Raw genomic sequence first — 18,830 nt, 5'->3', positions numbered from 1 at the left:
AGCGGAATATTTAGTGGTATTGAAAAAGTTATTGGCGGCAGGAAATGATGTCCTAATCGTAAGCAAGCCGGTTCTCTCCTGTATCAAGACATTATGCAAGGAATTGGAGCCCTATAAGTCACAGATGCTTTTCCGATTTACGATTGGATCAATGGATGACGATGTCTTGAAGTATTGGGAAAATAAAGCCCCTAAATTCGAGGAACGGTTGGCATCATTGAAATGGGCACATTCTCAGGGTTATCAAACAAGTGTCTCAAGCGAACCTATGTTGGATCTCAAAATTGACCGAGTTATTCAAGCAACCCGTCCCTACGTCACCGATTCAATTTGGTTGGGAAGGGTAAATGGTCTTCGTGCTGCTATCTCCTTGAATTGTCCTGGCGATGTAGACGCAAAGAATAGGGCGAATGAATTGTTGGCGGAACAAACGGATGACTATTTGCGTGAACTTTATGGGCGATACAAGGATGACCCGATAATCAAATTCAAGGACTCGATTAAAGAGGTTGTCGGGTTAGATAGACCTGCCGAAAGAGGTTTGGACATTTGAAAAATATACCCGCTTGCATAAAAGTCGGCGGGGCTAACAACGGCGGCAATGACTAGAGCCCTAGATTGCCGTTTGGTTTTAACGGGCTGGGAAAGGTGGGAATGGGAAGAATATGCAAAAATCTAATTTCGAAAATTACACATCCGGGGAATGCTACTGCTGTTCCCGCTAATGGGTTAATTTTTCAAAAAAAGTATTCAGTCAAGGAAGCATCAAAACTTATGGGTATCGGAGCAACAACTTTACGAAGGATCATCCAAGCAGGAAAAATACCTGTCATATGGATTAACGGTAAAGTTCTTGTCTCTGAAATTGACTTAGAGGCGTTCCTTACTGGTAATTATGGCTTGGTCTCCGTCTCAGCCGCTACTTCATATGTATCGGAGCCAAAAGCCTTATCGCCATTACCTGACAGCATTGCGAACTCCAAATTCTTCAAGAAGGCAAGTTGATCAGGTGAAGAGTCAAAAACATACCCTTACCAGAGACCCCCGAAATGGATACTACTCCGCACGTATTCAAATCGATGGCGTAATAAAAAGGTTTCGTTTCGGGACTTCAAAGAAGCAATCCGAAGATGACCTCAAGAACCTGGAAGCCAAAATCGCCAAAGGGGAAATCTCATTCGCAACCCATGAGTCTTCACAGGTTCAATCGAGTAGTGGCAAAAAAGATATTCGTCTTGAAGAGTTAATACACCGCCACCTTGCATGGATGGAAAGCAACAGAGCAAAAGGGACGCTTGATATCAGGCAGCATTACTTGAATCAATTTCTGGCGTTTACCGGCCCCTCAATGGTCTCTGGCATTACCATATCCAAACTTGAGGATTTCAGGACGTGGGCGGGCAAGCAGTCCAAACTCTCAATCAATCATGGTAGCGAAGCGTTGCGCCACGTTAAGACCATGCTGATTTGGGGCGAGAGAAACGACGTTTGTAATATGCCCGTCAAACATTTTCCCGAAATCAAATTCAATCCTTCAAGCACGAAACTGGTGACTACGGATGATATTGCGGCACTATTCAATGCGGCTCCTCCTGATTTCAAGGACATGATTACTTTCAGCATTCTAACTGGCTTGAGACCGCAGGAACTCAGGCTGTTAAAACCGAACCAAGTTATTTCAGATTTGACCGGCGGCTATTTTTTATTAATTGAAAAGCATAAGACGGCAAAGCATTCCATCTACCCCAAGCCTAGAAAAGTGCCCTTGAGTAGTGCCGCTGCTGAGATCTATCTTCGTGCCGTTCAATCCCATCCAAACGCCGAATATATTTTCCTGAATGCAGACGGCAACCCATATATAGCCAGATCCTACCGCCAGAGATTCCAAAGGTTGTGCAGGAAAGTTGGAATTGCCAAACCCCCTCCCCCATATGCGTTGCGCCATTTATTTGCGACCATTCAAGCAATTGGCGGAATCAACCAGTCAATTCTCAAGCAGGTAATGGGGCATTCCAAGATCCAAACGACTGACCGATATGTTGCGCCAGTTGATGAGGCAAGCAAGGCGGCGGTTAGTTTTATTTCTGAAAAACTAAACTTTATTATGGCTCAGAGTAAGGCGGCTGAAATAAGTGCGAGTCAAAACGGAGACAAAAACGGGCAAAAACCTGTCACCAAACCTGTCACCGAATTGGAGAGTGAAATAGATGGAAAAACTGTCGCCATAACCCGTTGAATATGAACGAGTTATGGTAGGCGATATAGGACTCGAACCTACGACCCCTACCATGTCAAGGTAGTGCTCTAACCAACTGAGCTAATCGCCCGAAAAGATGGCAAACTATAGGGATCAGCCTACCGCCTGTCAATAGCGGGGGTGTTTTTGGGAGGAAATAGTTATGGGTGTTGTTGTAATGGGTTCATCGACTGGCCCATAACCCGGCCCTGCCTATCTGGCCGGACGGATATTCACGTTGCGCACGGTCAGGGAGTAACCCTGCTTGTGATTGATCAGCTTCATGACGGTCGGGTATTGGCCGCAGGAATAACGTTGATACTCGTCAAAGGTCACGGTGCTGAGCCAACTATTCTGGCAGATCGTTTTACCCACCAGACGCGTGGTGACGATGTCAAATTCGTATTCGCTCCAGTCCCGATCATGCCGGCTCCGGAATACGAGATGATCGCCTTTCCGGCAGACCGTCGCCTCCGGCGGCGGCACCCAATCAAAAAACAACCGGCTGATGTCCTCCCCGATGATTTTCCCCGCCTTTTGCGGGTCTCCGAAAACGGCACTGGTCAGCCAGACATTTATTTCTCCATTCGTCCGCATGACATCAAACAACTTGCCCACTGTCGTCGACTCACACACCCCTTCATAGTCCCCCGTCCCCGGATCCACCTTCGCATAGCCCAGTGCCGTCAGCTGGCGGGCAGGTTGCCACCAGTGGTGATTGAACTCGAAAACCCATGACTGCCTGGCTTCATAGGCTTGCGTTCGAGCCGTTTCACAAGCGACCCGAACCCGCGCGACTTCCTCTGGATTGGCAGGAGTCAGTGTCCGGCAGGAAGCAAACAACAGCGGGAGTAAACATGCTAATAGGTGGCTCTTCACATTTCAGTCCTTTCCATCACCTCAGGAAAAAACGGTATACCAGATTGGCAAGAACTAGGAAAGCGGCATGGAAGGACGTTGACCGTTTTGCATGCTTGTCTTACAGTCCATTTATCAGGAGACGTTCACCATGCCTTATCCGCAATTTGATCGCAGTAAGTTGATTGTCAAGTCACTGGCCCAGCGGCCCAACAAGCTTGTTATCGAAAAAGACCACGTCAATCCGGACCAATCCCCGGCCCCACTGGCCGAGCCCGCCATGAAGCTGATGACGGAAACGGTGGCACGGATCCGTTCGGCCCGTCAGGCCGGGAAACCCGTCGTCATGGCCTTCGGGGCCCATACCATCAAGAACGGACTGGCCCCTGTACTGATTAAACTGATGGAAAAAGGCTGGCTCACACATCTGGCCACCAATGGCGCCGGCATTATTCACGACTGGGAATTTGCCTATCTCGGCCAGAGCAGTGAGGACGTCAAATCCAATGTCGCCCGCGGCGAGTTCGGCATCTGGCAGGAAACCGGATTCTTCCTCAATCTCGCGATCATCGTCGGCGCCTATGAGGGCCTCGGCTATGGCGAATCCGTGGGCAAGCTGATGGAGTGCGAGGGGCTGACCCTTCCCTCGGAGGCCGCGCTGATGGAAGAAATCCGGAGCCTGAGCGCGACGGCAGACCGGGTGGCCGCGGCGGCGGATCTGCTGGGCACGATCCGCACGTTCAAACTGAAGCCGGGATTCATGGCCGTGCCACATCCGTTCAAGGCCTACAGCGCCCAGGCCGCAGCGGCGCGCCTCAGGATCCCGTTTACCGGCCACCCGATGATCGGGCACGACATCATCTATAACCACCCCATGAATCACGGCGCCGCCATTGGCCGGACGGCCCTCAGGGATTTCATGTCGTTCACTCATTCCATCAGCCAGATTGAGGGTGGCGTGTACCTGTCCGTGGGCTCCGCCGTGATGTCCCCCATGATCTTCGAAAAGGCGCTCTCCATGTCGCAGAACCTCGCCCTTCAGGCCGGGCCCCCGATCCGCCGCCATTTTATTGTGGTGGTTGACCTGGCGGAATCCACCTGGGACTGGCAGACGCAGGGTGAGCCCCCCAAGGACAACCCGGCCTACTACCTGCGCTACTGCAAAACCTTCAGCCGCATGGGCGGAGAGATGCGTTACCTCAGCGCCGATAACCGCGATTTCCTGCTGACCCTCAGCCAGATGTTAGAGACATGAATGCTCCCTACCAGTGGTATCAGACGGGCGATGCCTTCTATCGCGCCCTCCTCTCGGAAATTGAAAAAGCAAAAGAGTCGGTCCGGCTGGAAACCTACATTTATGATGCCGGCTATCCGGGCGATGATATCCGGAAAGCGCTGCTGGCCGCCCTGAACCGTGGGGTGCGGGTTAAAGTCCTGCTGGATGCCTTTGGGTCCATGAACCTGCCCTCCGATTACTGGGAATCGGTTCGCACCGCAGGGGGCGAGGTGGCTTATTTCAACCCCCTGTCGCTCAACCGCATCGCCTTCCGGAATCACCGAAAATGCCTGGTCTGTGACAACAAGGCGGGCTTCGTGAGTGGCTTTAATATCTCCTCCAGTGAAACGGGCGACGGGGTGACCCACGGGTGGCGGGATCTCGGCCTGCGCCTGACCGGCCACGTCGTGCGCGATCTGGCCGCCTCCTTTGAACGGATGTTCACGATCGCTCAATTCAGGCATCACCAACTGCCCCGCCTGCGATTGCGGCGCCCCAGGTTTCTCAAGCGCAAACAGGAGGGGCCGGTCCCCTCGCTTCTGGCCAGCGGCCCCGGCGGAATCGACAACACCATCAAGCTCGCGTTACTGCGGGATCTCCAGCACGCCCGCTCCATCCGCATCATCTCGGCCTACTTCCTGCCCACCCGCCGGATCCGCAAAAGCCTGATCCGGTCTGCGCGCCAGGGCCGGGATGTGCAGATCATCACCGCCGGCAAAACGGATGTCGCCATGTCCCGTTATGCCGGACGCGCCCTGTACCAACGCCTGCTGAAGGCCGGCGTGGGAATTCAGGAATATCATGCCCAGATCCTCCACACCAAACTGATTGTGGCCGACAAGGTGGTGTATGTCGGGTCCGCCAACCTGGATACCCGCAGCCTGAGCATCAATTACGAATTACTGATCCGGATCGAAGACGGGCGCCTGGCCCAGGAGGCGCGCGAAATCTTCCGCAGCTATCTGCCCCATTGCCGGAAAATCAATCCGGCCATCTGGGGAAAATCCCGAAGTTATTGGGAAAAACTGCTCGAGCGCCTCTCGCACTTCCTGCTCGCCCGCCTTGATTTCTTCCTGGCCAACCGCCAGATTTCACGAATGCGGTAATCACACAATCTCTTCGTACTTGCGTTCCATCTGGTCGAGGCAGCGCTTCATGTCAAACGCCTGAATGCGGACCAGGGCCTGCTGACGCAGGTGCTTCATCAGGCCGGGATCATCCAGCAGACGCAGGGTATGCCGGGTCATCTCCTCCACATCACCCGGCGCGAACAGCAGGGCCTCCTTCTCATGGGACAGAATCTCGCCCTGACCGTCCGCCGTGGAGGCCACACAGGCATTGCCCACCGCCATCCCCTCGAACAAGGTACTGGGCGTGCCCTCCTGATGACTCGGGAAAAGCTGGACGTCAAAGCATTGGATCACCTTGACCACGTCATTCCGGTAGCCGAGAAAAGTGATGCGATCCGTCAGACCGTTTTCCTTAACCCACTCGCGCAGCCTCTCTTCATATCGGCCGTTCCCCAGCACCCACAGATAGACATCCGCTCGTTTTTTCAATATCCCCTGCAACGCCTTGAAGGCATCCAGATGCCCCTTGTGACTTTCGAGCCGTCCCACCACTCCCAGGATTTTATCGGAGGGCTTCCGGCCCTGCTCCGCGCGGAAGGCCCGCACCCACTCCGGATCCGCCTTGCGAATCTGGGCCAGGGGAATCCCGCTATACAGCGTCTCCACCAGCGCCGCCGGAATATGACGCTTCTCCACGGTAAAGGTGCGGGTGGATTCAGAGACGGCATAGGCATAACGGGTGAAGTGACCTAACAGCCACTCCACCGGACGCTGAAAGACCGGCACCGTTCCATAGTTGCAATGTTCGTGGACAATCACCGGCTTACGCAGCAGAACGCCGGCAATCCGGCCCCACGTCGAGGCGCCATAGCCGTGGACATGGAGGATATCCACGTCCGCACGCCGCATGATCCCGATCAGCTTGAACAGGTTCCGGGGGTCCATCTTGCCATACCCGAGGTAGAGCGGCTCAATGCCGGCCGCCCTGAGCCGGAGATCCGCCAACTCTCCAGGTCCTTTCCGGCTGCACAAAAGCACCTTGAACCGGCTGGCGTCAAAGGCGGGAAGCCAGAGCTCAAACAGCCGTGAGACCCCATGAAAAGAGACCTGCTTATCGCCAAAATGTTCACACAGGTGAAGTACGGTAATTCTATTCATTCAGCCTGCTTCCCATTCATTTAACTTGTTGCCGCCGTCCTGACCGAATATATTGTCGACGCTTTTTGTACGGATTACTTACAACGATTACACGGGCTTATACCAATGAAGTGTTTATTTGTCTATAAAACGGCCTCACTTGATATCACCGACCCCATGGGGATCATGTGCCTGATCGCCAATGTCAAAAAGCATGGCCATGAGTCGGACCTGTTCCTGACCAACCTGGAACCCAACCTGTTCAAGGCCGTCGCCGAATACAAGCCGGACGTGATCGGCTTCTCGGTCACCAGCGGTTCAGAGCCCTATTACCTGGAACTTATCCGCCGCCTCCGCAAACACGCCACGTTCATTTCCATCCTGGGCGGTCCGCATCCCACGTTTTTCCCCGAGATCATTGACGAACCCGAGGTCGACATCATCTGCCGCGGGGAGGGTGACGATGCGATCGTGGCTTTATTGAACAAGATGCAGGCGGGTGAGGATTATTCGATGCTCCCCAACCTTTGGGTCAAAAAGAATGGCGAAGTGATCAAGAACCAGATCATGCCGCTGAATCACTCGCTGGACTCGCTCCCCTTCCCCAACCGGGCCTCATTCCTGAAGTATTACGCCTATGCCCACAGCAGCGTGAAGCACTTCCTTGCCGGCCGTGGCTGTCCCTATGACTGCGCCTACTGCTTTAACCACAAGCTGAAGAAGATGTATCGCGAGGAAGCCAACGAGACACAATATTGCCGGCTACGCAGCGTGGAGAACGTCGTCCAGGAATTGGAAGAGGTTCGCAAGCACTACCCGCTCAAGATTGTGTATTTCCACGATGACCTTTTCATCATGAACCGTGTCTGGCTCAAGGAGTTCGCCGAGGTCTACAGCAAGCGGGTGGGCCTGCCCATGATCTGCTACGTCCGTGCCAACCTCGTGAATGAAGAGGTGGTCAAGTCCCTCAAGCTGGCCAATTGCGTCACCATCGCCATGGGCATTGAGAGCGGCAACGAGGAACTCCGCAAAATCGTGCTTAATCGCGACATGACGAATGCCAAAATCGTCGAAGCGGCAGATTTGTTCCACAAATACGGCATTTCCATTATGACCCAGAATATGGTCGGGTTGCCGGACGAGACAGTGGAGAATGCCTTCGAGACCATTGCGGTCAACGCACGGGTCAAACCCGCTTACGCCTGGGCCTCCATTTTCCAACCCTATCCCCGCACCGCGCTTTGGCATTATTGCGTCAAAAAAGGCTATCTGGACGCGACCCACAAGCAACATGCGTCCTATCAGGTCGAGTCCCCCATCAACAAGGGCCAGACGAAGCGCGAGTTTGAGAACCTGCACAAGTTCTTTGCGCTCTGTATTGAGTTCCCGGCCCTGATCCCCCTGGCGCGCCGCCTGATCAAGTGGCCTAACAACCTTGTCTACAATCTCATCTATCGCGGCTTCAAGGGCTATACCCACATCTTCCGCCTGAAAATGAGCAGCGGAGAGCTGGGCTTCTTTGTCTACCTCTGGGGCATCATGCTGTATAAGCTGCGCCGGGCGATGGGGCGGACGTACTAGCTTACTCGTTACATCCTAACCCTGGTTTTGACAGAGCAAAACCCTCCATTTTTATCGATGGAGGGTTTTGCTCTGTCAAAACCAGATTCGCGCCGCTGGCCGCCCCTGTATCTAAACCTACCAACTGGGGCAGGCAGGCAGGGCCGCATCGAATTCTTTTATCAACGCCGCTTCATACTCGCCACGGTAGGTGCCGGCCAGGAATTTATCGAGGGATTCGTTCAGGAACCGCTGCCAGGAGGCTTTTTCCTTGCCGGGGACAATGGGAAAGAAGCAGACGCCATTCTCCGTGGCCGCCCGGTAGTCTCCCTGGGCATCCCCGATCATCATGATTTTATCCGTGGCATATTTGCCCTTGGCCGCCAGAGCAATGTGCTCGGTCTTCGTGCCATGCTCCTGTCCGGCGATGACGCGAACGTACTGAATCACCCCATGCTCGGTCCACTCACGCTCCAACGCCTCAAGCGGGGTCTGGGAGACCACCATGATGTCGGCCTTCGGGAAAGCCTTTGCCAGCGATTCCCGCACAAAGGGGAACAGCGGCACGCCCTTCACAATGTCCTCGATCGTCGCATCCACCGCCTCCGACCAGGCGAGTACGTTCCGCAGTTCCGCATCCCCTGTTTTATCGACCAGTGAGCGCAAGGCGCTTTTGCTAAGCTGGGCCTCCGCCCGCACCCATTGCCGCAACCGCGGGAGATCCGGCACGGTGATGCCCTGCTGAATGACTTCCCTGCGTTTGGAGAGCCAGCCCAGCACCGAAAGAATCGCCGGATACCGGTTGCTGCCCCGCTCCTTGGAGTACAGGTTGACGAATTCCGTCGCGTCCCGCGCGTATCCGGCAATCGGCTCCAATCCGAAATATTTGATATTATTGGGTAGAAAGCACTGCTTCTGTTTGATCTCCATCGTATCAAAGGCACAGCCATCGGAATCAATCCCGATGAAAAACTCATGAGCCGGCCGGAACTCCCTCAGCGTCCTGACTAACCCGCTCACTTGGCTTTTCCGCTGATATCCTGAACAATCCCGGCGCTCACCTTGTGGGGATTCGGCGTTTTGATCACTTCCAGCGGCTGGGCATTGGGCGCCGCATGCTCTTGATAGGTCAGGGGCTTGGCCCAGCGGACCGCATTGCCGATCACTTTCAACACGTTCTTGTCGTAGTAAATCGGATAGGTTTCATGGCCGGGCCGGAAATAGAAGACCTTGCCATGTCCGCGCTCAAACGCCACGCCGCTACGGAAGACTTCCCCGCCCTCAAACCAGGAGATGAAAATGATTTTGCCATCCTGGGGGATGTCAAAGCGTTCACCATACATTTCAGCATGGGGCAACTCAAAATACTCGCCGATGCCCTGGGTGATCGGATGGGACGGCTCAATATTCCAAAGACGCTCCTTCTCCCCGACTTCACGCCACTTCAAGGAACAGTTCGTGCCCATCATCGCTTTGAAAATTTTAGAGAAATGGCCGGAGTGGAGCACAATCAGTCCCATCCCTTCCAGCACGCGCTTCTGGACGCGCTGGACGATTTCATCTTTGACTTCAGCATGGGCGCAATGCCCCCACCAGAGCAGGACATCGGTACTATCGACCACGTTCTGGGTCAGCCCGTGCTCCGGCTCATCGAGTGACGCCAGCCGGATCTCCAGATCAGACGCGCTGATGCCATCGGCAATCGCCTTGTGCAAGCCGAGCGGATACAGTTTTTTAACGATTTCATTCGATTTCTCATGCCGGAATTCGTTCCAGATCGTTACCCTGATTTTTGCACTCATTTTAGGTCTCCTTGAATTGATTGATTTGCGCAAAACAAGAGATAATCATGCCTGACATTCATCCTACTGGCTAGGCAAAACGTAATGCGAACCTTGACAAATCCGGCCTCGGCTAGGATAGTTTCCCCCATCCTTTAAACGTGATCCCGGCTGTCAGATAGAAAGAGTCATTGTGCAAACCATCCTTCGTATTCCTGCTACTGCCAATCCCCCGTACTATGCGACGCAGCGGGAAGCCTATGAATTTTATACGTCCCACTTCGCCCTGACCCCCGATGAGCACTCCCTCTATCACAAACTCCTGATCGATGGCCCTATTCAAGGCCGCTATTTCGGACTGGACTGCGCTGAGGATGCCTGCGAAACGAATCCTGACCGTCTGAACGAACGGTTTGTCAAATATGCCCGGCAGACCGGCGCCTCGGCGGCCAGCAAGGCCATGACGGAAGCGGGTCTATCGCCCCATGACCTGGGCGGCGTGATTGTGAATACCTGTACCGGCTATTTATGCCCGGGCCTGTCATCCTACCTGGTGGAAGACCTCGGGCTCCCCTCGTCCGTCAAAACCCTGGATATTGCCGGCATGGGCTGTGGCGGGGCCCTGCCCAACATCGACACGGCGGCGGCCTTGCTGGCCGCCCATGGGGGCCGTCCCTGGTTGAGTGTGGCCGTGGAAGCCTGCAGCGCCACCCTGTTCATGGGCGCTGACCCGGCCCTGATTGTAAGTAACTGCATCTTTGGCGATGGGGCCGCCGCCGTCATCCTGCAAAAGGAGTCGACGCTGTCCAACCCCACCGGCCTGATGCGTATCCTGGGCAGCACCTCCAGCATCCACCCCAAATATCGCGAACAGCTTCGCTACCGGCAGGAAACCGGTCGGCTGCGCAATGTGCTCACGACCCGTGTTCCGGTAATCGGGGCCAAACTCGCAGGCGAGGCCCTGACCGCCCTGCTGACCCAGCATCAGATGACGCGCCAGGATATCTCCTGGTGGGCGGTCCATGCCGGGGGTACCGCCGTCCTGGACCAGGTGGGACGCGATCTGGGGTTGGACGCCAGCGCGCTCCAATATTCACTCAACGTCTTCCGGACCTATGGCAACATGTCATCCCCTTCCGTCATGTTCGCCTTGAAACAGATCATCGAGCAAGGTCACCCCAAGGCCGGCGACCGGGGCGTTCTGCTCTCATTCGGCGCCGGCTTCTCCGCCTTCGCCATGCTCATCGAATTCCTCTAAAAGACGTCCCATGTCCAGTCCCCAAAATGCTTATGATGCCGACGTGATTGTGTCGGGTGCGGGTCCGAGCGGAACGTTCCTGGCCAATCTCCTGGGACAACAGGGGCTGTCCTGTTTGCTGCTGGAAAAGCGGCTTGAACTGTCCCCCTCCTCCATGGCCATCGGCGTCATGCCCCCCTCGCTGAATCGCCTGAATCACCTTGATCTGGCCGGACCGGTCCGCCAGGCCGGCTGCGCCGTCACCCGCGCCAGCATCCTGACGGAAACCTCACTGCTGGGGACATTAGACTTGAGCGACCTGCCCCCGCCCTTCAACTACGTCCTCTCTATCCCGCAAAGTAGCTTAGTCCGCATTTTACGCGACAAACTCCATGCTTGGCCCCGCGTGCGACTGCTTCTGGGCCAGGAGCCCCGAGGCGTCACCCAGACCCAACAAGGGGTGCTGATCGAAACCATCGACACCGCCACCGGCCACACCGCCACCTTATCCGCGCGTTTCGCCGTCGCCTGCGACGGGAGCCGCAGTCCGATGCGCACCTTCGTGGGCATCCCCATGCATGGCAAAACGTATGAACCGTCCTTCTTAATGGGCGACTTCCCTGAATCCACGCCCTGGGCCGGAGAAGCCAGACTCTTCTTTACCCCCACCGGCTCGATTGAATCGTTTCCCCTGCCCCAATCGAAACGCCGCTGGGTGATTCAGACCCAGTCCACGCTGGTCAATGCGACGGCTCTGGTGCAACGCGTCGAGGCGGTCACCGGCATCGCGCTTGAAGCCGGAGCCGCGGAATGGGTCACCACCTTCACCCCGGAACGCCGGCTGTGCCGCCACTATTTCAAGGGCCGGGTGGCGCTCTGCGGGGATGCCGCCCACGTGATGAGCCCCATCGGCGGGCAGGGCATGAACACCGGCCTGGCGGACGCCTGGCATCTGGCTCCTGTCCTCGCACGCCTCTGTGCCACCGGCGGCTCACCTGAACCCCTTTTCACGCGCTATGACCATTGCCGGCGGCATGCCTTTCGGGTCGCCGCCAACCGGGCCGCCTGTGGCATGTGGTTGGGCACCCGTAAAGGCCGGCGGGCGGCCGCCTTGCGCACTGCCTTTATCCGCCACCTCCTTTTCGGCACCGCCCTGCGCCACCACCTGGCTCCCTATTTCGCCATGCTGACCATTCCGGATACCGATCCCATAAATAAATAAATGTCCAACGACTTTCTATCTAACATGCGGGAGGATCTCGCCGCGCCAGAACGGACCCGGAGCCTCAACCGGGACCTCTTTACCTTGATTGCCCCCCAATACGACCAGGCCACCCGTTACCTTTCCCTCGGCCGCGATGCCTGCTGGAAAGACCGGTTGGTGGCCAGCCTTCCCGAACGGACCGCCCCCGTCTGTCTCGATCTCGCCTGCGGCACCGGAGACCTCACCCGGCGTCTCGCCGTGAAATATCCGGAAGGTACCGTGCTCGGCCTTGACCTCACCGAGGCCATGCTGGACCAGGCCCGTCACTATGGACACCCCCCTCATGTCCGCTATGTGGCCGGCGATATGGGCCATACGGGCCTGGCGGACAGCTCCGTGGATATCGTCACCGGCAGTTACGCCTTGCGGAATGCAGGCGACTTGCCTGAGGCCCTGCGGGAAATACACCGCATCCTCAAACCGGGCGGGCTGGCTGTGTTTCTTGATTTTTCCAAGCCCGCCCATCCCTGGCTTCAAGGGATCAGTCACGCGATCCTCACCCTCTGGGGCAGTGCCTGGGGCTGGCTTCTCCATCGCGATCCCCGGGTCTACGCCTACATTGCCGATAGTCTGGCCCGCTATCCTGACCGCCACCAATTAGCGGCCCTTCTCAGGAAAACCGGGCTTGAGCCCCTGCACACCCGCTACGCCTTTGCCGGGCTGATCGAATGCCTGGCGGTGGAGAAGCGACCATGACGCATGACAAGGGCGGGAGGGTTCAGGGTTCAGGGTTCAGGGCCTCTGTTCTGGATTTTTCGCGGCGGGCGGATTTGGTAGAGGAGATGGACCGGACTGACTGCGATCAAACGATCTTATTTGCCACGTTGCGCCAATTCGAACTGACGAACATTCTCTTCTCCCGCTACCGGACGTTACTGCAACGCTACGTTCTCGCGGACATACGACGCCAGCCTGGACGGGCTTACCAATTAACGGACCTCGGCGCCGGCGGTTGCGATGTCGCCCGCTGGCTGGTGCGGGTCTGCCGCCGGGAGAAACTCAAAATCACGGTGCGGGCGATTGAACAGGATCCGCGAATGGTGCGCTATGCCCATCAGGCAAATGCCGGCTATCCGGAGATTGAGGTGATTGAAGGGGATGCTTGCGACCCCGCCTGCTGGGGAACCCCTGACTACGTCTTCGCTCAACACCTCTTGCATCACTTACCCGATGCGGCTTGCCGCCAATTACTGGAAGCTCTCGACCAGGTGGCTCCCCGCCAATTTATCATCAGCGATCTCATCCGCAGCCGGATCGCCTATCACGCCTTCAGATTGGCGGCGCTTCCTTTGGCCCGGGGCACATTCATTGTGGAAGATGGAGCGCTTTCCATCCGCAGGGGGTTCCTTGAACCGGAGGTCAGGCAGATGGTGAGCACCGTTACCTTGAAACACCCGGTCTCCATCTATCGCTTATGGCCCGCACGTCTGGCCATTGTCGGGGGAGAGCAAGAGGTTTTGACGGAGCAAAACCCTCCATTCTGACTTTCAACTCGGGACTCGCCACTCGCAACTCTCTCCCTCACCCCGGAAACCTTGAATTCAGGAGGCTGACGCCCCAGAGCCCGAGGATGGAGGAGCACCCCATGGCGACCGCACTCAATACGGCGATGAGCGCCAGGGGGAGTGGCTGACACAAGACGCACACGAAGACACCGCAGGTCAGAGCGAATAATACGCCCCCAAGGATCATCTTCTTGATCAGCAACGGGGTCATTATTTTACGGAAACGGACCTTGCCATCAAACAGTCCGGCGGCAAAAACGGCCACCACCGTAAAGGGCAGGGCGTAGCCCAATACCGTCACCACCGCCAACATCTTCTCAAGCCAGCCGGGCTTCACCATCAGCGCCAACAGCGAAAGCACCAGGATGGTCGCCGTATAGGCCTGGGTGAAATGCACCAGGATCGGATGAAGATCCAGTGCCAACAGCAGCTTGCGCCTATCAGAGATCCGCTCGTCGTGCGGCACAAACATTTTGGCCTTCACCCCGCAGGCCGGGCATTCCTCGCCCAGCTTGCTTTGTGCCATGATATACCCGCATGATTTACAAATGACCATTTGCTGCATTGTCTGTCTCCTTTTTCCTGAAAACCCGATAGGTGAAATAGCTGTAGGCAATGACGATAGGCACCAGAATCAGCCCCGCGCCCAGTAACAGTTTCAGCGTCGATAGGGGGGCCGATGCGGTCGCCAGCGTCAGGCTCCACTCCGGATGGTGGCGCGCCGGCAACACCGCCGGATACAACGAAGCCGCAATCAGTACCCATAGTCCCAGGACATTGATACAGGAGAACCTGAACGCCCAGCCGGCTTGCGCTAGCCACAACCGGCCACCAATCACCCCGAACATGCAGAGCCCGCCCCCGGCCATGGCCCATGGCTCCGTTTTGGCCTGCGGGAGGAAAATAGACCAAGCCGCCATCAGCACCAGGCTTGCGCCGGCCAGCACCCACCAGAGTTTTCCTGCCGCGGCCTTGCCGGCTTCGGAGGGATCCTGATTCAAGGCATAGGTGGCCCCATGCCACATCACGACCACCAGACCGGCCAAAGTGAAAATCACCGGAAAGGCCGTAACATAGTCTCCCGGCCGGACGCTCAGTTTCCCCGGCCCATCGAACGGAAGGCCCTGCAGAATGGTCCCCAGGAAAAACAAGCCCAGTACCGCCACCAGATAACTGCCGGCGGCCGCCACTAGGTGCAACCTGCGCTGATGTTCAAGATCATGATAGGAGTGCTCCAGCGCCATGGCCCGAAGGATGAGCCCGACCATGAACAGCAGGAAGGGAAGATAGACGGTCCCTAACAGCAACCCCGTCACCGCCGGAAAGGCCCCGAAAACAAACCCGGCGCCCACCACCAGCCAGACCTCGTTGCCATCCCAGAACGGAGCAATATGCGATACCAGCCGGGCCGACTCTTTCTTGCCCCGGGCAAAGGGGATCATCATCCCGATGCCGAGATCGAAGCCATCCAGCACGGAGAAGAGAAAGAAAAACAGAACGACCAGAAGAAACATGCCATTCTGATAAACCTGTATATCCATAAATTATCCTAATTGGGGGCCCTTGCGGACGAGTTTCCGTACCGAAACAAACGTCACCACCGTGATTGCCGTGTACACCAGGAGAATGCCGGTAAACGACAGACTCAATTGCCAGAGAGGCAGCGTAATGGTGGATGCGTCTGAGGTGCGCATCACGCCATAGATGAGCCAGGGTTGACGCCCGATTTCGGTCCCGATCCAACCCAGTTCGTTGGCCAGATAGGGAAGCGGCATCAGCCAGGGCAATAGCAGCAGATACCACCGGGCGGCATCAAGCTTATTGCGCCACATCAGGAATACCCCGAGCGCGGCCACCGCAATCATCACCACCCCCAGCACAATCATCAGGTGAAAGGTGGTAAAGATCACATTCACCGGCGGCCAGGTCTCACGCGGGAACTCTTCCAGCCCTCTCACACGCCCCATCGGATCACCCGACTCCAATAAACTCAACACATAGGGCGCGCCCACAGGAAAGTGAATCACCTGGTTCGCCTCATCTGGAATCCCGAAAAGCAGCAAGGGCGCACCATTGACTGATTTAAAGATGCCTTCATAGGCGGCATCTTTTTCGGGGTTGTTTTCCAGCACCTCCATGATGTGAAAATGGCCCAGAATCGGCTGGGACACGGCCAGCACCAGTGCCAGCGGCAAGGCGATTGAGAGTAGTTTTCTGGCAAAGGCTTGATGCCGGGAACGGGCCAGATAGTATGCGGCGATCCCCGCCGTGACAAAAGCGCCTACCAGCCAGGCCGCCGTCACCACATGCGCAAAACGGATCAGGGTGGAAGGGTTGAACAGCGCCTGACTCAAACTTGTCAGCACGACGCGGCCATCTTCCAGGACATAGCCAGCCGGAGTTTGCAACCAGGAGTTGGCCGCCACAATCCAGAAGCCGGACAGATGCGCCCCGATGAACACGAGGACCGCTGACACCCAATACACGAAGGGCGAGACTCGTTCGCGCCCAAACAAAAGGATTGAGATGAAAGCGGATTCGAGCGCAAACGCGGTAATGGCCTCCACCGAAATGATCGCCCCTAACACAGCCCCCGCATACGTGGAAAAACGGGCCCAGTTCGCACCAATGGAAAAGGGCATCATCAGACCGGTCGCCACCCCTGCCACAAAAACCAGACTCAGGAGCTTGACCAGGAACACGGAAATCGCCCGGTATTGATCCTGGCGCTTGGCGAGATACAGCGTCTCAAAGATAACAATAAAGAGCGTCAAACCCAGCGTGGTGATGGGGAACAGATAATGGATCCCTATCGAAACCCCAAACTGCATCCGCGAGATCATTAGTTCGGTCATAACCAGCATCCTTTTCCAGAAGAATCCCCCACCAAGACAGAATACAAGTGGACAAATTTACACTTCAATACAGCGGAATGCCAACAGGAAATTGGCTTTCCCGCATCGTCCGCAGGGTCTTTTGTTTTGGCCCTTTTGGCACTGGTTTCGACAGAGCGAAACCCTCCATTAAGAATTGAAATCATGAAAATATCAGGTGTTTTCACAATGGAGGGATGCGCTCCGTCGCATCCGGAGAGCCGAAATAAGCCAAAACAAAAGACCCTGGCATCGTCCGGCGTCGTTGCTGTGATTTCTGGCGGGAACGGGAACGACACCATAAAGTCGAATCCGTAAGCATGGACGCGGATGACCTGCGCCCCAGCCCGCCGCCACCCGCGCCTGAAAACTAAATCAGGGCCATTCCGCAACAATAGCTCATTACAGAAACCGTCGAGAACACCGTTCGAATTGTTCTGCAATTTCAGGAACTGGCGGAATGCGGGCAGATTGGATGGCGTTGCGGATTTGCTCCAACGTCAGTTGACCGGCCTGGATAATGAACCGGGCATCCATCCGATCGATTGGATCATCACGCATGAGTTTGCTTAAAAAGAGATCTTCATCCCCCAGGCGAAACAGGTCCAGATTTTTCCACGGCCCTTTTACAGGAACCCGTTTCGACCGCCACTCCTGCGTTAAGATCACTTGAGATTCCTCAAAGAAATGACTGATATACAGCTCCTGATCGGCAAACATCACATTCACTTCTTCGATCACTTCCCAGAAGTTGCTGTGTTCAACTAACTCCTCCGCCTGCCCAATCCACAATACGGCATCCACATCACGGCTCAGGGCATAATCTTTCGGGGGATTCGGGAAACCCAGATGCAAGGCAGCCCGGCCATACAACGTCAGCTCCACCCTGCCAGTAAGCCGCTCATCCACTGCGGCAAGCAATCGTTCGGCATTGGTCATGCCACCAACCTCCAGGCGGCGGCATTAACTCGCCCGTTAGCCATCACGGGTTGAGCCAGCCGGGTCCAATGCATGACGACATCATGGGGGTGCGCTGCACCTGCAAAGATATTGGCTAGAAGCGACCACGCTGGATGATCTGGCACTACCTTCAAAGCTTCCTTGGCCAGGGCATTGAGTACCGGCCCAACCCGCTCTCGGACCGCTAACCGCGTGAAAAACTTCAGGTTTAATTCATTGCGCGAAATTAACTGAGCCGCCAATCGCAAGAGTTGCGGCCGATCCAGCCCCTGAAGCATGCAAATCGCCACCACCAGCTCTTCCTGCGTGAATACTTCGGCAGGCGGAGGCAGGAAATCATCCGGAGCCGCCGGCTCTCGTACAATGATTCGAGCCCCACGGCTATTGGCGACATCGAGCAACCAATCATCGAGAAAAACCGCCGTTGATGACGGATATCTCTTCATCAGGGATTCAACCCGCATTCGGAAGGCGGAAACATGCACGGTGAGACCCAAGCGGTCGCCCAAAGTATGCTGCTTTACAACTGATGCCATAGTTACTTTGTAACACAGACCCGCCCCCATCTCAACCTCCATGAAACCGACTCACTAGGCCTCATCGTTTCGCAGGTTGAGGGTGAATCACGTCTCTTTGTAACCTTTCCTCCTCTCGCCCGATTAAGGTGTAAAGGGACTTCATCAAACCGGTGAAGCCCTAACAGGAAAGGTCACAGGAATTGGCGACAGGAAGATTGTCTTTCTTATTTTTTCATTGATATTTTGCGCAAACGTATTTATATCGTTTGCGCATGAGTTTACATATTTTGCGCAAACGTATTATTATTCGTTTGCGCAAATGGTGTGACCAGGAAGCGGAAGATTGTCTTTGGGCGTCTCTTTTCCTCGCCGGAATCCTGCTGGCTCAAGGCGGCGCGAAGTTCCCTTGCGGCGTGATGGTGGCCGATGGCGGCCTGCAGCGAGCTTGCCGAACGGTTGAAGGGTATCTCCAATCCGCTCCCTGAAAAGTGCAATCAATTGCACGCCTCAACTACTCCTAGTCAACCAACGGAAGCAGATCGGACACCACTCACC

20 protein-coding genes and 1 tRNA gene are annotated in these 18,830 nt (G+C 55.9%); 11 read left to right on the top strand and 10 right to left on the bottom strand.

The window, feature by feature from the left end; genetic code table 11:
* The 3 genes from WCS52_09470 to WCS52_09460 all read left to right on the top strand — a co-directional run.
* Nucleotides 1–553: hypothetical protein (locus WCS52_09470; GenBank protein ID MEI6167411.1), on the top strand; the 553-nt coding region annotated here is incomplete at its 5' end.
* Nucleotides 554–654: 101 nt separating this feature from the next.
* Nucleotides 655–1,005 (top strand): helix-turn-helix domain-containing protein, encoded by a 351-nt coding sequence (locus tag WCS52_09465; protein ID MEI6167410.1) that lies wholly within the window; start codon nt 655–657, stop codon nt 1,003–1,005.
* Nucleotides 1,006–1,009: 4 nt separating this feature from the next.
* Complete coding sequence (locus tag WCS52_09460) at nt 1,010–2,236, top strand: tyrosine-type recombinase/integrase (protein MEI6167409.1); 1,227 nt, start codon at nt 1,010–1,012, stop codon at nt 2,234–2,236.
* Between the two features lie 14 nt (nt 2,237–2,250).
* Here the strand turns inward: WCS52_09460 and WCS52_09455 are convergent.
* Both WCS52_09455 and WCS52_09450 read right to left on the bottom strand, forming a co-directional pair.
* Nucleotides 2,251–2,327: transfer RNA gene (locus tag WCS52_09455), tRNA-Val, on the bottom strand.
* 122 nt (nt 2,328–2,449) lie between these two features.
* Nucleotides 2,450–3,115 carry a hypothetical protein gene (locus WCS52_09450; protein MEI6167408.1) on the bottom strand — a complete coding sequence of 222 codons (666 nt, stop codon included), beginning with the start codon at nt 3,113–3,115 and terminating at the stop codon, nt 2,450–2,452.
* A 91-nt stretch (nt 3,116–3,206) separates the two neighbouring features.
* Here WCS52_09450 and WCS52_09445 point away from each other — a divergent pair, with 91 nt between their 5' ends.
* On the top strand, nt 3,207–4,349 hold the full coding sequence (locus tag WCS52_09445) for a hypothetical protein (protein ID MEI6167407.1): 1,143 nt from the start codon (nt 3,207–3,209) through the stop codon (nt 4,347–4,349).
* Nucleotides 4,346–5,476, top strand: a complete 1,131-nt coding sequence (locus tag WCS52_09440; protein MEI6167406.1) for a phospholipase D-like domain-containing protein — start codon at nt 4,346–4,348, stop codon at nt 5,474–5,476. Before WCS52_09445 ends, WCS52_09440 begins: the two co-directional genes overlap by 4 nt.
* On the opposite strand, the gene WCS52_09435 is transcribed toward WCS52_09440, so the two are convergent.
* On the bottom strand, nt 5,477–6,598 hold the full coding sequence (locus WCS52_09435) for a glycosyltransferase (GenBank protein ID MEI6167405.1): 1,122 nt from the start codon (nt 6,596–6,598) through the stop codon (nt 5,477–5,479).
* Nucleotides 6,599–6,703: 105 nt separating this feature from the next.
* Between WCS52_09435 and WCS52_09430 the strand changes: the two genes are divergently transcribed.
* Complete coding sequence (locus tag WCS52_09430) at nt 6,704–8,158, top strand: radical SAM protein (protein MEI6167404.1); 1,455 nt, start codon at nt 6,704–6,706, stop codon at nt 8,156–8,158.
* 117 nt (nt 8,159–8,275) lie between these two features.
* Here the strand turns inward: WCS52_09430 and WCS52_09425 are convergent, their stop codons facing one another.
* Nucleotides 8,276–9,157, bottom strand: coding sequence for an HAD family hydrolase (locus tag WCS52_09425; protein ID MEI6167403.1), 882 nt, complete (start codon nt 9,155–9,157; stop codon nt 8,276–8,278).
* Nucleotides 9,154–9,939, bottom strand: coding sequence for a ThuA domain-containing protein (locus WCS52_09420; GenBank protein ID MEI6167402.1), 786 nt, complete (start codon nt 9,937–9,939; stop codon nt 9,154–9,156). The genes WCS52_09425 and WCS52_09420 overlap by 4 nt, the downstream gene beginning before the upstream one ends.
* Before the next feature lie 172 nt (nt 9,940–10,111).
* Here WCS52_09420 and WCS52_09415 point away from each other — a divergent pair, with 172 nt between their 5' ends.
* Genes WCS52_09415 through WCS52_09400 form a run of 4 tightly spaced genes read left to right on the top strand, consistent with a single transcriptional unit; the run spans nt 10,112 to nt 13,903 of the window.
* The gene (locus WCS52_09415) at nt 10,112–11,176 is read left to right on the top strand and encodes a 3-oxoacyl-[acyl-carrier-protein] synthase III C-terminal domain-containing protein (GenBank protein MEI6167401.1); all 1,065 of its coding nucleotides are present in this window, start codon (nt 10,112–10,114) and stop codon (nt 11,174–11,176) included.
* Between the two features lie 10 nt (nt 11,177–11,186).
* Nucleotides 11,187–12,377, top strand: coding sequence for an NAD(P)/FAD-dependent oxidoreductase (locus WCS52_09410; protein MEI6167400.1), 1,191 nt, complete (start codon nt 11,187–11,189; stop codon nt 12,375–12,377).
* Nucleotides 12,378–13,115: a ubiquinone/menaquinone biosynthesis methyltransferase gene (locus tag WCS52_09405; protein MEI6167399.1), complete on the top strand. Its 738-nt coding sequence runs from the start codon at nt 12,378–12,380 to the stop codon at nt 13,113–13,115. It abuts the gene before it with no gap.
* Complete coding sequence (locus WCS52_09400; protein MEI6167398.1) at nt 13,112–13,903, top strand: methyltransferase domain-containing protein; 792 nt, start codon at nt 13,112–13,114, stop codon at nt 13,901–13,903. The genes WCS52_09405 and WCS52_09400 overlap by 4 nt, the downstream gene beginning before the upstream one ends.
* A 37-nt stretch (nt 13,904–13,940) precedes the next feature.
* Here the strand turns inward: WCS52_09400 and WCS52_09395 are convergent, their stop codons facing one another.
* From WCS52_09395 to WCS52_09375, 5 genes are all read right to left on the bottom strand, one after another.
* Complete coding sequence (locus tag WCS52_09395) at nt 13,941–14,489, bottom strand: hypothetical protein (GenBank protein MEI6167397.1); 549 nt, start codon at nt 14,487–14,489, stop codon at nt 13,941–13,943.
* On the bottom strand, nt 14,467–15,465 hold the full coding sequence (locus WCS52_09390; GenBank protein MEI6167396.1) for a cytochrome d ubiquinol oxidase subunit II: 999 nt from the start codon (nt 15,463–15,465) through the stop codon (nt 14,467–14,469). Before WCS52_09390 ends, WCS52_09395 begins: the two co-directional genes overlap by 23 nt.
* A 3-nt stretch (nt 15,466–15,468) precedes the next feature.
* Nucleotides 15,469–16,779, bottom strand: coding sequence for a cytochrome ubiquinol oxidase subunit I (locus WCS52_09385; GenBank protein MEI6167395.1), 1,311 nt, complete (start codon nt 16,777–16,779; stop codon nt 15,469–15,471).
* Between the two features lie 420 nt (nt 16,780–17,199).
* Nucleotides 17,200–17,736, bottom strand: coding sequence for a hypothetical protein (locus WCS52_09380; GenBank protein MEI6167394.1), 537 nt, complete (start codon nt 17,734–17,736; stop codon nt 17,200–17,202).
* Nucleotides 17,733–18,293, bottom strand: coding sequence for a hypothetical protein (locus WCS52_09375; GenBank protein MEI6167393.1), 561 nt, complete (start codon nt 18,291–18,293; stop codon nt 17,733–17,735). The genes WCS52_09380 and WCS52_09375 overlap by 4 nt, the downstream gene beginning before the upstream one ends.
* A gap of 254 nt (nt 18,294–18,547) precedes the next feature.
* Between WCS52_09375 and WCS52_09370 the strand changes: the two genes are divergently transcribed.
* Nucleotides 18,548–18,760, top strand: coding sequence for a hypothetical protein (locus WCS52_09370; GenBank protein ID MEI6167392.1), 213 nt, complete (start codon nt 18,548–18,550; stop codon nt 18,758–18,760).
* Nucleotides 18,761–18,830: the final 70 nt, after the last annotated feature.

It is taken from the genome of bacterium (assembly GCA_037128595.1).
Taxonomy (GTDB): domain Bacteria; phylum Verrucomicrobiota; class Kiritimatiellia; order CAIKKV01; family CAITUY01; genus JAABPW01.
This window is presented reverse-complemented; position numbering and strand designations above follow the sequence as displayed.